Below are 13,743 nucleotides of genomic sequence, written 5' to 3'. Positions count from 1 at the left end.
TAGAGCATTACATGTAAACGACGATCGCGAGGATAGCTGCGAGTACAAGACGATAGATCGCGAACGGGACGAGTTTGATCTTGTTGATCAGCTTCAAGAAGAAACGGATCGATAAGAGGGCAAACACGAACGACGCAATGAATCCGACGGCATAAAATCCGAAGTCCCCTGCATTGATGTTATCCCAGTTTTTGACGAGCGAGAGGAAACTGGCACCGAACATGATTGGTACAGCCATGATGAACGTAAAGTCGGCTGCCGTCCGGTGATTCATCCCGAGGAAGACCCCACCGGAAATCGTCGAACCGGAACGGGAGAAGCCAGGCCAAAGTGAAATACATTGGAACAGACCGACGAGTGCTGCTTGGCGATATGTAATCTGATCAAGCGATGTCGTCTTCGGTTCCTTTGGTCCGAGTTTGTCGGCTGCGATCATCAAGAGAGCACCGACCGCAAGACCAATGATGACCGTTTCGATCGAGAAGAGGTTCTCATCGATGAAATCCTCAAATAGCAATCCGAGAACGGCAGCAGGTAAGAGACCGATCAAGACGTGGCGTAATTTCAGCTTGTGCGTTCCTGTCGCATCGTGCTCTCCTTCAATCTTATAGAGACCGATCAAGCTGAAGAGGCGTTTCCAAAAGACGACGATGACAGCTAGAATCGATCCGAGCTGGATGACGACCTTAAAGGTGTTCGCCGAATACTTACCGAGAAATTCCGTTGTTTGTAACCACATGTCATCCACGATGATCATATGACCAGTCGAGGAGACAGGTGCGAATTCCGTCATCCCTTCGACGAAACCGAGTAAAAGAGCTTTCAAAAGTTCAATGATGTGCATGGTAATCTCCTTCTATAATGATGTGCTATGTAAAAACATATCATGTTTTATTCTTGTGAGATAGAACCAATCAGAATATCGGGCGCAAGACCGAGGAAAGTACGGATTGATAACGGAAGGAAAAAGGCGTACGATGACTGTATAATCAAACAAATATTTGAATGAGGTGAGAGAATGCGTGAAGCGACTGAACCAATCCGGATTTCAGGAATTGATTGTGCGAACTGTGCAGCGAAAGTAGAGCGTGGCGTGGCAAACGTAACAGGAGTCAAGGAAGCGACGTTGGATTTCGCAGGGCAACGTCTCTATATCACATACGCATCCCCAGATATCCAAGAACAGACGTATCGTCACGTTGTTCAGCGTGTTCACGAACTAGAGCCAGATGCTCTCCTGCAACGCGAGCAGGATACACGAGACACGACTGAAATGGTATTTTGGACAAGGTCAAAGAAACTTCAAACACTCATAGGTCTGACTTCTTTCGGAATAGCATTCCTTGTTCCCGAGTCCATACAAATATGGTTGTATCTTACGGCGTATGTATTCATCGGGAATGAAGTATTACGTAATGCACTTCGGTCGACACGACGCGGACAGTTGTTTGACGAGAATTTTTTGATGATGCTCGCGACGATCGGGGCATTCGTCATTGGGGAGTATACAGAAGCGGTGGCAGTCATGTTGTTTTATCAAATCGGTGAATATTTTCAGCATAGGGCTGTCAATCAATCACGACGCTCGATTTCAGCATTGATGGATATTAGACCACAGCAAGCCGTGCTTGAGGATGGGCGACGTGTGCGCCCGGAAGATGTCATTCCAGGACAGCGAATCATCGTCCGTGCTGGGGAACGGATTCCACTTGATGGAACGATCAAGCAAGGTACTGCCTTTCTGGATACGGCAGCATTGACAGGAGAATCGGTTCCTCGGCGTGTTCATGAAACGGATCATGTGCTAGCCGGTACGATCAGCACGGACGGACAGTTAGTGATTGAAGTAGATCGGTCGTATACGGACTCGGCGGTCGCGAAAATCATTTCACTGGTAGAACAAGCCTCTCGTCATAAAGCACCGACGGAAAAGTTCATCACACGATTTGCGCGAGTTTATACGCCGGCTGTTGTCGTGATTGCGCTAATTTTAGCGGTTCTGCCGCCTCTCTTACTGAATGCTTCCTTTAGCGAGTGGACGTACCGGGCGCTTGTCTTTCTCGTCATCAGTTGTCCTTGTGCGCTCATGCTTTCCATCCCGCTCGGCTTTTTTAGTGGAATCGGTGCTGCTTCAAAGCGAGGCATACTCGTCAAAGGCGGAAATCATCTAGAATCGTTGCAACGAATCGATACCCTCGTCTTGGATAAAACAGGTACGTTGACGAAAGGGAATTTTGAAGTCGTCGCTATTCAAGCACATACGATGACGAAACAAGAGTTACTACAAGTAGCAGCTCGGGTGGAACGGCAATCGAATCATCCGATCGCGACTTCGATCGTCCGGGCGGTGGATGGCTTACCATCTAAAGATGGTGGCATTCACTTATCAGAAGTAGCAGGGAAAGGCGTCAGTGGGGAGTACGATGGTCGACTGCTGCGTGCAGGAAATGCCGAGTGGTTAAAGGAACTGGGCTTTACACCTGATAAAGAAACCGAAACCGGTACCTATGTTCACATTACTCAGGACCAAGACTATCTGGGATGGATTCGAATTGCAGATCAACTGAAGACGACGACGATGGAAGCGATCATCCAATTGAAAAAGCGAGGCATCCGTCGAATCGTCATGCTGACAGGCGATCGGAAACAGACGGCAGAAGCAATCGGAAAACAGTTGGATCTCGATCACGTCATTGCGAACTTGTTGCCGCATCAAAAAGTCGAAGCGCTGGAAGAACTGATGAAGACAGCAAAAGGAAAAACAGCGTTCGTAGGGGATGGAATCAACGATGCCCCTGTCCTGACACGGGCGGATGTCGGAATCGCCATGGGCGGAATCGGGAGTGATGTGGCGATTGAAGCAGCGGATGTCGTTTTGATGACCGATGAGCCGAAACAGCTTGCCGATGCGATGGATGTTGCCAGAACGACGCGAAAGATCGTCTATCAAAACATCTATTTTGCCCTTGGAATCAAAGCAATCTTTTTGTTACTTGGAGCCTTTGGAATCGCAACGATGTGGGAAGCCGTCTTTGCTGATGTCGGTGTGACAGTGTTAGCGGTCCTGAATGCGATGCGTCTATTAAAGATACGTGCATGAACAAATATGCGATCATTTCCTCTTTTGAGGAGATGATCGCATATTTTTAGATTACCCGAGTGCGACATCGAGAATCATCATGACCGTGAAACCGACCATCAGACCAAGCGTTGCTAAATCGGATCCGTTCTCTGCTTGTGATTCTGGAATCAATTCTTCGACGACGACGAAGATCATTGCTCCGGCAGCAAACGATAACGCATACGGTAGAAGCGGTTGAACGAAGAAAACAGCAGCAGCCCCGACCATCGCGGCAATCGGTTCGACGATTGCTGACAATTGACCGTAATGAAAGGCGCGCCGACGCGACATCCCTTCACCGCGTAATGGAATCGATAGGGCAGCCCCCTCCGGCATGTTTTGTATCCCAATACCGAGTGCGAGTGTCAAGGCACCGGCGACGGTCGCACCGTCCATGTTCAGAGCGGCGGCACCGAAGGCGACACCGATTGCAAGACCCTCTGGAATGTTATGCAACGTGATCGCAAGAAATAATAACGTCGTTTTCTTGAGTCCTGTTGAAGGACCTTCAGCCGTCTCGAGTGGTGCAGATAAGTGCAAATGAGGTGTGACAAAGTCGAGCAAACGGACGAAAAATCCACCAGCGAGAAAACCGACGGCGGCAGGAATCCAAGCGATTCCACCATCCTGCTCTGTGAACTCGATCGCAGGAGCAAGCAGCGACCAAAATGACGCGGCAATCATGACGCCAGCAGCAAAACCGAGCATCATGTTCATGACGCGTTTTTCAATCGTCGTAAAGACAAAGACGAGTGCCGCACCAAGTGCGGTTAACCCCCACGTCATCATTCCGGCAAGCAATGCTTGCACGACGACGGGGAGGGAAGTAAACCAATCCAACATGACTATTCCTTCTTTCCGGGCACGATTTAAAGCATCCATCTGTATGAGAACTTACCCGTTTTCGATCCGGACGATTCGTGTGAAAGGAATTTCCACTACTTCACGACCACGTAGAAAGAGAACGGAACGTTCCGGTTCTAGTCGTTCCACGAAACCGACGACCGTCACGTAGCTACTTTCCTTATAATACGTGATTTCAAGTTCGTTTCCTTCTATTAAAGCTTCTTGAAGCAGAAAGTGCCACGATTCTTGCAACTGTTCATCGATTTCAGGCAAGTCGAGCTGATGCATCTGGACATAATATTCCCGCAGCAGTTGCAAATGTTCCGGCATGAGAAAAGGAATCCATTTTAAATTTCCCCGATCACGATACGCTGTCATGAAGATCACCTCCCGGATGACCGCCGACGAAACGAAGGCGACGTTTGGCGACACTCGTATCAAGAAATGAGACAGCGAGGCGAATCGTTCCTTTTCCGTAGCGAAGGTTGACGACATCCATTGCTTTTAATAACCGTCGCCGTTTCCAGAGCCGCGCATTATCCTCGAACAAAGACAACTGTAAGGTGCCTTGATCGGCAGTCAAATGACCGACTGCAACGGATAAAAATCGAACAGGTTCTCCGTCGAGCCAATTCGGTTCGAATAATTGTAAGACGTGACGCAGAATGATGCGTTCATCGGATGTCGGGTAAGGCAACCGGACTTGACGCGAGAAGCCGCTTCGGACGACGTTTCGGGAATAACGGACACCGATGTGGACTGTCCAGCCGACTTGATTCGAAAAGCGGCAACGTGCGGCGACATCCTGCACCAGTTCATTGAGCACATTTCGGATGCGTTCGAATTGATAATAGTCCTGCATCAGAGTGACTCCGTGTCCGATCGTCCGTTGAGGGGCTTTCTCGAACAGATGACGCGGGGGAAGCAGTGTCGGTGACGCGTCGAGTCCCCAAGCGTGATGCCACAGTTCAGCACCGATCACACCGAAGCGTTCGTGTAACTCTTCGACAGGGCGCATGGCAAGATCACCGATTGTTTCGATTCCCATCATCTGCAGATGTTGCTCCATCCGGTGTCCGACTCCCCACATCTTCCGAATCGGAAAGTCATGAAGACGTCGTGCGACATCAGCATATCCACATCGCGCGATACCTTCTTTTTTCCCGATTAAATCGAGCGTCAGTTTTGCGATGACGTTATTTGGACCAATCCCGATCCGAACGTGGATGCCGGTCTGTTTCAGGATCGCTTCTTTAATTTTAAGGGCAGCTTGCAGGTCGGAACCAAATAGGCGATCGGTTCCGGTCATATCAATAAAGCTTTCGTCAATTGAGTAGACGCGAATTGCTTCCGGTGGGGCGAATTGGTGCAGGACGTCAAGGACACGAATCGACGTCTTCATATAAGCGAGCATACGCGGTTCGACGAGTTGAATCGTACGACGAACGGCGTAGGGTAATTGCTCGATTTCGTACAGGCGACCAGCTGTTTTGATTCCAAGCGCTTTTAAAGCAGGCGTGGCGGCGAGGATGACGGATCCGCTTCGTTTCAAATCGGAGACGACCGCAAGGCGTGTCGTTAAAGGAGGGAGATTGCGATACTGGCATTCACAACTGGCATAAAAAGAAACACTATCGACGCAAAAAATACGTTTATCCTGTGGTAAAACGACTGAAGGGAACATTTGAATCACTCCTTTACATAAAAGAACGTATGTTCTTATTTTGATTTTCCTTGACTATAGCATGGTCTCAAAGTGTCTCAAAATAAAAACTGTTGAAAAAGGCGGAATTTGAACGATTTACCCCCATACAAAAGGAGTTTGATACACTAAGGGAGAGAATAAAGGGGGAATCTCTATGAAAGAGAACAGTATCCGTTTACCAGAATTACCGAAGACGCTTCAGGCAGAGACGTTCGATCAAGTCGAAATCGACGATCCTTACCTGAAAGGAGCGCGTTACGAAAAGGAGCCGATGCCGGCTGATCTGACAGAACGTATTGACACCTATCAAGTGTGTTTTCAAAATGTCTCGTTCGCGAATCTCACATTTGACCGCGGTTCGTTCGAGGACGTTCATTTTGAGCAATGTGATTTAACGGGATGTCATTTCCAAGAAACCCGTTTTCACCGTGTGTCCTTCGTCGGATGCCGGATGACAGGAATACAATTCGAAGATTGTACGCTTGACCATCTGACGATTCAGGAAGGGCTTGTGGATTACGCACAGTTCATTCGTAGTACGGTGCGTCATCAACACTGGAATGAAACGACGATGAAAGAAGCACAGTTCTTCGAAGTGAAACCGACCCATTGGAAACTCGAAGCGGTCCGGCTTACCGATAGCCAATGGATTGAAACGCCGTTGAAGGGGCTCGATCTCCGGCAGACGGAACTCTCTGGTATCACGATCGATCCGCGATTTTTACCGGGTGCTGTCATTACGGAAGAACAGGCAGTCGCCTTTGCCCGGTTATTAGGATTGGTCATTCCATAACAAAAAGTCTCTTTTCGATGAATTTCGAAAAGAGACTTTTTGTTTGTTCTTAAAATGACATCGTTTCGCCATCGTCCGGAATAAGGAAATGAGAAGAAAGATGAAAAGCTGCTAAAAAGTCGGCAATCATGTCGCGCCGCAGGAGACAATGATTGACGGACTCGAGATGCGAGACGATGATTGTTGCTTCCGCCGCTGCTTCGTGAACGGCAAGGAGATCGCGTTGTGACATCGTGATTGGTTCGCCCGTCAGGAACTGGGCAGCCCCGCTGTTGACGACGATGATGTCTGGCGTATGCTGTTCGATCGCGTGCGCGACCTCATCACACCAAATCGTATCCCCGGCGATATAGAGCGTCGGTTCGTCCGGATGCGTAAGGACGAGACCTGAAACATGTCCCATCCGTTCGCCGATGTCACCAACACCGTGCTTTCCACCAGTCCGGTGGATCTGGATATCACCGATCGTCACACCGGAATCAAAAGACATGACGTTCGTGAAGCCGGCCTCCCGGATTTGCTGTGCGTCCTCTTCTTGTTGGGCATAAAGGGGCAGTTGCTTTGGCAATAGTTTTTTTGCGGCATCATCGAAATGATCGGCATGCAAATGGGTCACGAAAACAGCATCGGGGTCGAGCAGTGTCGTGACGTCGACCGGCAAGTCGACAAGCGGATTTTCGACAGCGTTCGGTGTTTGTCCGAAGGGAGGCAAACTGCCTTTTTCACCGAGAAACGGATCAATCAGTAACACTTGATTGGCATACGTGACGACGAGTGTCGCATTGCGAATTTGTTGAATATCCATCAGGTTCATCCTCTCTAATTGACTCGGATTGACTATTCCCCGTCTGGCATTTAACGAATCCTACCGTAAGCGTTTCTCCATCGCCATGACATCGACGTATTCGCCGTTCAAACGTCCCTGTTCCTTGAACGTCCCGACAATCCGGAACCCGGAACGGATATAGAGTTTTTGTCCGATTTTGTTGAACGGGAAGGTGAAGAGGATCAGTTTATGCAACTGATGATCGCGTGCGTGTTGCTCTGCTGTTTCCAGCAACCGTGTCCCGATGCCTTGTCCCCGGTGTGTCCGGGTGATATAGACAGAAATCTCACCGACTGTCGCGTAGACAGGACGTGGATTATACGGATCGAGGGAAATGAAGCCGAGGACACCAGTTTCATCCTCTGCGACGTATCCGGCATATTGCTCCGTTCGTTCTGCGTACCACTGGGTCATGAACGATAAATCCTTTTGATCGGTTTCGAGTGTTGCAATCCGATCTTCGATGCCTTCATTGTAGATAGCTAGAATTGCAGGTAAGTCGTGTTCCGTTACAGGACGGATATGCATGGTGCTCACTTCCTCATCACTTTTCCTTCATTATATCGGTTACGTGGCAATGTAGTGATATGTTTGTGCGATAAGAAAAAGCGCCGAGTCTCTTCCTATAGAAGAAAATCGGCGCTTGTCGTCTTTATGAGACCGTTGATGTCTCGTTTTCATAAATTGGAACCCAACCGTCTGTCGTGACGAAAATTCGGACTGCGACGACTTTTCGGTCCTCCTGGAGCGTAAAGTAGTGGCGTGTGTTGACCGGAACAGAAATCAGATCACCCGGATTGAGTTCGATGTTGTAGTAGCCGACTTCTTCGTCTTTGATTGCGAAGACGCCGTGACCGCTGACGATGAACCGGACTTCATCATCCGTGTGGTGATGTTCCTTCTGGAAATTGACGAGCAACTCGTCAAGGTTCGGTGTCGTATCCGACAGCGAAATGATGTCAGCTGTCTGATACCCACGACGCTCCGAGACATCCTTGATTTCTGGGGCAAACGTATCAAGAATCGTTTGTTTATCCTCATCCGTCAGTGTGAAGTTCTCAACGAGAGGCGCTGGGAGTTTCGAGACGTCCCACTGTTCGTATAGAACGCCGCGTGAAGTAAGGAATTCTGTGACTTCCGTTTGATCCGTATACCGTGTGTTTGTTTCCTGAAATAAGACTGTTGCCATGAGCTGGTTCCTCCTCTTAATGAATGGATTGACGGCATGATTGCAACGTCAACGTATAATTAAATAAAAACTCGAAGGCTTCGAGGTGTTTCTTCGCTTCAAAGGCGGTCGGTGCCCAGACCGTGATTCCGTGATTCCGAATCAGGACGGCACCACTATCCGCCGTGACATACGGCGCAAAAGCAGCAGCAAGCGTCGGGATGTCAGCGTGATTCGGAATGATCGGCACCGTGACCGTCGCATCCTCTTCCCAGTGTCCGAGTGCCTTGATGATCTCCTGACCGGAAAAGGTGATACTTCCCTGATCGCCATATAACTCCGAAATCACATTGTTCGCAATCGTATGGACATGCAGGGAACAACCGGCGTCTGTGCGATTGAACACTTCGACATGGAGCAATGTCTCTGCGGAAGGGCGACCGGGTTGCTCACCGATCAATTGACCAGTCGCATCGACATGCACGAAGTCGTCAGGAGTCGTCTGCCGTTTATCTTTTCCGCTTGCCGTCACAAGGAATTCAACCGGAATACCAGACGTCCGGATGGCGAGATTACCACTCGTACCAGGGAACCAATCGCGCGCTGCAAGCTCTTGTTTGATGGCGCGTAGCTCTTCGTACCGTCGCATGAATGTCATATCGTCACCTCAGATCGTGTCAAATCATGAACGATATCGTGGAACGTCTCAAACGGTGTATAGGCGATATCGTTCTCTTCGCATAACGTAATCAGATAATCACGGGCATAGACACGATCCGCTTGTTTCGCAAGTTCGAAGTCTGTTACCGAATCACCGATGACGATGATGACGTCACCGTCTTTGCGCAATGTACGGGCAACGGACGTTTTACAACAGCCGCACCCGTTCGTGCAATCGGCATCGCAGGCGTGTGGCCAATCGATATGGACGAATGGACCACTGAAATCGGCAACGTTACAGTAAATCTGCTCTTGCTCGAGGAATGGCGCTAAGATCGGTTCGACGAAAAAGTCCATGCCACCGCTGACGATCGAAAAATCGATGCCTTGACGACGACTGTACTGAAGCAATTCCGAAAATCCGTCGCGAATGACTGCACGCTCCAACAAAAAGTCAAGATAGGCTGTTTTTCCGTCAGACGGCAGAAGTGCGAACATCTGCCCGACACCACCCTGAATCGATAACGTCCGGTCGAGTACGCCACGCTTCAACGGTTCGAAGTCACTCGCTGGCGCAAATGCTTGCATGAGCGCGATGATATTATCCTGTGTCGTCACCGTACCGTCGAAGTCACAAAGAATCCGTACGGTCATGACTTGATCCCCCAAGCGTCGAGCGCAATCCGCAATTCTTCATGACGCGATGCTGCTGTCGATAGGGAGTCATTTGCGAGTGCCGCATCGAGTGCTTGACGGAAAGCAATGACACCAGCCGCAGCACCTTGCGGATGACCGTGTACGCCGCCGCCGGCGTTGATGACGGAATCGATACCGAAGTCCCGTACGAGTTGAGCGACGAGTCCAGGATGAATACCGGCTGAAGGAACCGGGAAGATCGATTTCGTCTGACCGAGACGGGTAGCTTCGACCGCTATGCCACGAGCAACATCCTTTGGCAAAGCGACATTGCCGTAAGGCGACGGGAATAACGTCAAGTCGGCTCCAGCAGCACGTGGTAATGTGCCAAGTAAAACAGGCGCTGCGACTCCGTGGTTCGGACTAGCAATCAACGCACCGCTGTATGCCGGATGATTGAAGATTGGAACGTTGATCTCGGGATCACGTGCCAGTTCACGTAAGACGTCGAGTCCATAAGTGAAGGTGTTCAGCAAGAAAGCAGTTGCGCCAGCGTCAATCAATCGTTTAGCTTGATCTTTGAGCGTAAAGACGGGACCACTGAGTGTGATCGCGTATAACGCACGTTTACCGGTCCGGTGGAAGTGAGCATCGATGACCTCACGTCCGATTCGTGCCCGATCAATCGTTGGTGTCAACGGATTGTCGTATAGGATCTCATCGTCCTTGACGAGATCAATCCCACCAGCAAGTTGTCCTTCAAGTTGATCACGAAGGAACGATAAATCGCGTCCGATGACCCCTTTGAAGATGCTCATTAACAGTGGACGATCTTCGACACCGATTAAGGAACGGACCCCTTCGATGCCGAACTTCGCACCTGGAAAGTCCGACGTAAATGTATCGGGTAGTAGCAATTCCGTTAATTTGATTTCACCGTCGAGTGAGAGTTTCCCGAAGACGGTCGTCAAGATCGCAGAAAAGTCGCGCGATACATTGTGTTCCGGATAACGAATCGTGATATAGCCTTTACCGTCGCGCTCTTCCGTATGTACGACTTCCCCTTTGAACGAGGCGAGTTGTTGTTGTTCGAGATGATTCAGTTCCGTCCAAGAACCGACTGTCAGACCAAGCGCGAGTTGTTCAGCGCGTTGTTCGAGTCGATCGCGAACGGTCAATTGATAAGTAGCAGTGATATAAGTCATGTCTTTCCTCCTTCAACAAAAAAATGGTCTCTCGTCAGCGACAAGAGACCATGAATGATTCGAACGTGGACTCTTATCTGTCAGCTTAGTAGCTGCAAGAATTAGCACCGTGCCAAAAGGTCGGTTGCTGCGACATCGTAGGGCTTGTCCCTCCGTCTGCTCTTGATAAGAATTGGATGAAATTGTGAAATCTAATTGCAATTTTTGCATGGGAATCGTCACTTGTCAAACTAATTTTAGAAAATTTATTTTTTTGAAAATACTCTTTCTATAGATGGCTTAAAAATGCGATCCGTTTCTGCTTGATTTCGATTTGACAGCAGGGAAGAGGGTTGCGTAAGATTCAAATCAATATCACACACGACAACTACATACGACTCTTATCGCGAGTTGGCAGAGGGAATTGGCCCGATGACGCCGCAGCAACCGACCACTAGGCACGGTGCTACATCCAACAGACGTTTCGTCTGAGAGATAAGAGGATGCAGTGACTTTCCTGCGCCTCTTTTCGATGACGAAAAGAGGCGCTTTTTCGTGTATCACATAGGGGGAAACTGAGATGACATACAAAGCATTTACAGAACAGGACGCGATTGATCGTGTCCGCTCATTAGGACTGATCGGCGACGGAGCCGTCGAAGCAGAAGAGATTGGTGACGGCAATCTCAACCTCGTTTTTCGGATTCGGGAGGGTGAACATCGATTGATTCTAAAACAAGCACTACCCTACGCGAAAGTCGTCGGCGAGAGCTGGCCGTTATCGCTCGAGCGGGCGTGGATCGAACAATCCGCACTCCGTGAATTCGCGCGGCACGCCGTACCGTTCGTACCACGTGTCTTTCATGCCAGTCACGAAGAGGCGTATACGGTCATGGAAGATCTTTCACATCTGACGATCGTTCGAAGCGGTTTACTTGCAGGTGAACAGTATCCGTTTCTTGCAGAACATATCGGTTCTTATCTCGCTCGGACGTTGTTCCATACATCGGACTTTGCGCTTGGTCCGGTTGAAAAGAAACGCGTCGCCCGGACGTACTACAATCCGGATCTGTGCGACATCACGGAAAAGTTAATCTTCACCGATCCATTCCATGATGCGGAGACGAACGAGATCGAGGCAGGACTCGAAGAAGAGGTGGCTCATTTATGGGTAGACGATGAGTTAAAACGCGAAGTCGCAAAACTTGAAGCGCTCTTCATCACAAAAGGGGACGCGTTGTTACACGGCGATCTACATACTGGAAGCATCTTCGCCTCGGCGACAGAAACGAAAGTCATCGACCCTGAATTCGCCTTCTATGGTCCATTCGGATTCGATGTTGGACAGTTCATCGCCCACTTATTCTTTGCGGCATATCCGGATTATTCAGCACTTCGTGATGCCCGGATTCGGGACATCGATACGTTCTGGCTGACGTTCGCTTCGACGTTCCGTGCCTTATGGGAACGGGAAGCTGTCGAACCGTTCCAGACATCGGGACTCGTCGACGATGTACTGAGTACGATCTTACAGGATGCCCTTGGCTTCGCCGGTTGCGAATTGATTCGGCGGACGATTGGTCTCGCGCCGGTCGCTGATCTGGAATCGATCGGTTCTACGACGGAACGCTTAGAGCGGAAACGTCATGCCTTACGACTTGGTACTGCCTTGATTAAACGGCGGACCGAATGCCGGACATTCGATGATTTACGGAACTTTGACGTAACGGAGGAACTCAGCCGATGACTACATTCGTTCAAAGTATCCGTTACGAAGACCGTGTCTTGACGATTCTTGATCAGACACGTCTACCGCAAGAAGAACACTATGAAGTCATTACCGATCTCGCGCAAGCGGTCGAAGCGATTAAGCAACTACGTGTCCGGGGCGCACCTGCGATCAGCTTATTCGGTGGATTCGTACTCGTTCAGGAAGCATACCGGTTTGAAGCGGCGCTTCCGGTCTACAAACAAACCTTGCTTGAGACATCGACGACGTTACTCGCGACACGACCGACGGCCGTTAATTTGCGAAATGTCCTCGATCAGTTGAATCCAATCATTCAAGACGGAACGTCGGTAGAAGAGATCCGCGAACGGTTAGAAAAACGGACGGTCGCCTTATATGACCAGGATGCGCAGACGTCACGTCAAATCGGGATTCATGCGTTGGAATTGTTCCAGTCGGGCGACCGAATCCTAACGATTTGTAATGCTGGATCGATTGCGACCGCTGCTTATGGAACGGCACTTGCGCCGTTCTATATCGCAAAAGAACGCGGCATTGAATTATCCGTTTTCGCGAGTGAGACGCGTCCGTTACTGCAAGGAGCACGACTGACGACGTGGGAACTGCAACGTGCTGGCATCGATGTCACGTTAATTACGGACAACATGGTCGCCCATACGTTGAAAGAAAAACGGATCGACGCGATCATCGTTGGTGCCGACCGGATTACACGAAACGGAGATACGGCGAACAAGATCGGAACGTTCCAATTGGCATTGCTCGCTCAAGCTTTTAAGATTCCGTTTTACGTCGCAGCACCGCTCTCGACGTTTGATTTCTCGCTCGTTTCCGGAGACGCGATCGAAATCGAAGAACGTGATCCGCAAGAAGTGATGACTGTCCAAGGTATTGCGACAGCACCGGAAGGCGTCGCCGTCTTCAACCCAGCGTTTGATGTCACACCACACACATTGATCACGGGCATCATCACGGAACTCGGTGTCATCACACAACCGAATGAAGAAACGATCGAACAATTAACGGGGCTTCAACCCTTAGGATAAGGAGATACTTC

Annotated in this window: 14 protein-coding genes and 2 riboswitches; of the genes, 4 read left to right on the top strand and 10 right to left on the bottom strand. The window is 49.7% G+C overall.

The features are described 5' to 3' along the window. Positions 1 to 7: 7 nt before the first annotated feature. Complete coding sequence (locus ACRPK8_RS09780; protein ID WP_432238060.1) at positions 8 to 844, bottom strand: undecaprenyl-diphosphate phosphatase; 837 nt, start codon at positions 842 to 844, stop codon at positions 8 to 10. Between the two features lie 174 nt (positions 845 to 1,018). Here ACRPK8_RS09780 and ACRPK8_RS09775 point away from each other — a divergent pair, with 174 nt between their 5' ends. Next, positions 1,019 to 3,100, top strand: a complete 2,082-nt coding sequence (locus tag ACRPK8_RS09775) for a heavy metal translocating P-type ATPase (protein ID WP_432238059.1) — start codon at positions 1,019 to 1,021, stop codon at positions 3,098 to 3,100. Positions 3,101 to 3,151: 51 nt separating this feature from the next. On the opposite strand, the gene ACRPK8_RS09770 is transcribed toward ACRPK8_RS09775, so the two are convergent. Genes ACRPK8_RS09770 through ACRPK8_RS09760 form a run of 3 tightly spaced genes read right to left on the bottom strand, consistent with a single transcriptional unit; the run spans position 3,152 to position 5,651 of the window. Next, a complete protein-coding gene (locus ACRPK8_RS09770) occupies positions 3,152 to 3,964 on the bottom strand; it encodes a ZIP family metal transporter (RefSeq protein ID WP_064300621.1) in 813 nt (270 codons plus the stop codon). A gap of 51 nt (positions 3,965 to 4,015) precedes the next feature. After that, positions 4,016 to 4,345 carry a YolD-like family protein gene (locus ACRPK8_RS09765; RefSeq protein WP_432238058.1) on the bottom strand — a complete coding sequence of 110 codons (330 nt, stop codon included), beginning with the start codon at positions 4,343 to 4,345 and terminating at the stop codon, positions 4,016 to 4,018. Then, the gene (locus ACRPK8_RS09760) at positions 4,329 to 5,651 is read right to left on the bottom strand and encodes a DNA polymerase thumb domain-containing protein (RefSeq protein WP_055970209.1); all 1,323 of its coding nucleotides are present in this window, start codon (positions 5,649 to 5,651) and stop codon (positions 4,329 to 4,331) included. The genes ACRPK8_RS09765 and ACRPK8_RS09760 overlap by 17 nt, the downstream gene beginning before the upstream one ends. 175 nt (positions 5,652 to 5,826) lie before the next feature. Here ACRPK8_RS09760 and ACRPK8_RS09755 point away from each other — a divergent pair, with 175 nt between their 5' ends. After that, a complete protein-coding gene (locus tag ACRPK8_RS09755; RefSeq protein ID WP_432238057.1) occupies positions 5,827 to 6,465 on the top strand; it encodes a pentapeptide repeat-containing protein in 639 nt (212 codons plus the stop codon). 49 nt (positions 6,466 to 6,514) lie between these two features. Here the strand turns inward: ACRPK8_RS09755 and ACRPK8_RS09750 are convergent, their stop codons facing one another. The 6 genes from ACRPK8_RS09750 to ACRPK8_RS09725 all read right to left on the bottom strand — a co-directional run bounded on the left by ACRPK8_RS09750 (position 6,515) and on the right by ACRPK8_RS09725 (position 10,960). Continuing rightward, entirely contained in the window at positions 6,515 to 7,270 is a 756-nt protein-coding gene (locus tag ACRPK8_RS09750; protein ID WP_432238056.1) for an MBL fold metallo-hydrolase, read from the bottom strand. Between the two features lie 60 nt (positions 7,271 to 7,330). Beyond that, a complete protein-coding gene (locus ACRPK8_RS09745; protein WP_432238055.1) occupies positions 7,331 to 7,819 on the bottom strand; it encodes an arsinothricin resistance N-acetyltransferase ArsN1 family A in 489 nt (162 codons plus the stop codon). Positions 7,820 to 7,943: 124 nt separating this feature from the next. Continuing rightward, positions 7,944 to 8,480 (bottom strand): 1,2-dihydroxy-3-keto-5-methylthiopentene dioxygenase, encoded by a 537-nt coding sequence (locus ACRPK8_RS09740; protein WP_432238054.1) that lies wholly within the window; start codon positions 8,478 to 8,480, stop codon positions 7,944 to 7,946. Positions 8,481 to 8,496: 16 nt separating this feature from the next. Beyond that, the gene (locus tag ACRPK8_RS09735; protein WP_432238053.1) at positions 8,497 to 9,117 is read right to left on the bottom strand and encodes a methylthioribulose 1-phosphate dehydratase; all 621 of its coding nucleotides are present in this window, start codon (positions 9,115 to 9,117) and stop codon (positions 8,497 to 8,499) included. Further along, positions 9,114 to 9,773 carry a 2-hydroxy-3-keto-5-methylthiopentenyl-1-phosphate phosphatase gene (locus ACRPK8_RS09730; RefSeq protein ID WP_432238052.1) on the bottom strand — a complete coding sequence of 220 codons (660 nt, stop codon included), beginning with the start codon at positions 9,771 to 9,773 and terminating at the stop codon, positions 9,114 to 9,116. Before ACRPK8_RS09730 ends, ACRPK8_RS09735 begins: the two co-directional genes overlap by 4 nt. Beyond that, positions 9,770 to 10,960, bottom strand: a complete 1,191-nt coding sequence (locus tag ACRPK8_RS09725; protein ID WP_432238051.1) for a 2,3-diketo-5-methylthiopentyl-1-phosphate enolase — start codon at positions 10,958 to 10,960, stop codon at positions 9,770 to 9,772. The genes ACRPK8_RS09730 and ACRPK8_RS09725 overlap by 4 nt, the downstream gene beginning before the upstream one ends. 70 nt (positions 10,961 to 11,030) lie before the next feature. Beyond that, a riboswitch (SAM riboswitch) is annotated at positions 11,031 to 11,132 on the bottom strand. A 205-nt stretch (positions 11,133 to 11,337) separates the two neighbouring features. Beyond that, a riboswitch (SAM riboswitch) is annotated at positions 11,338 to 11,441 on the top strand. A gap of 78 nt (positions 11,442 to 11,519) precedes the next feature. Between ACRPK8_RS09725 and mtnK the strand changes: the two genes are divergently transcribed. Continuing rightward, positions 11,520 to 12,686: an S-methyl-5-thioribose kinase gene (gene mtnK / locus ACRPK8_RS09720; protein WP_432238050.1), complete on the top strand. Its 1,167-nt coding sequence runs from the start codon at positions 11,520 to 11,522 to the stop codon at positions 12,684 to 12,686. Further along, positions 12,683 to 13,732: an S-methyl-5-thioribose-1-phosphate isomerase gene (gene mtnA / locus ACRPK8_RS09715; RefSeq protein WP_432238049.1), complete on the top strand. Its 1,050-nt coding sequence runs from the start codon at positions 12,683 to 12,685 to the stop codon at positions 13,730 to 13,732. Before mtnK ends, mtnA begins: the two co-directional genes overlap by 4 nt. The last annotated feature ends 11 nt before the right edge of the window (positions 13,733 to 13,743 follow it).

The organism is Exiguobacterium sp. TDN 0502 (genome assembly GCF_050846835.1).
Classification (GTDB): Bacteria; Bacillota; Bacilli; order Exiguobacteriales; family Exiguobacteriaceae; genus Exiguobacterium_A.
Note: the sequence above shows the minus strand (reverse complement) of the source record. Positions and strands in the feature narration are given on the sequence as shown.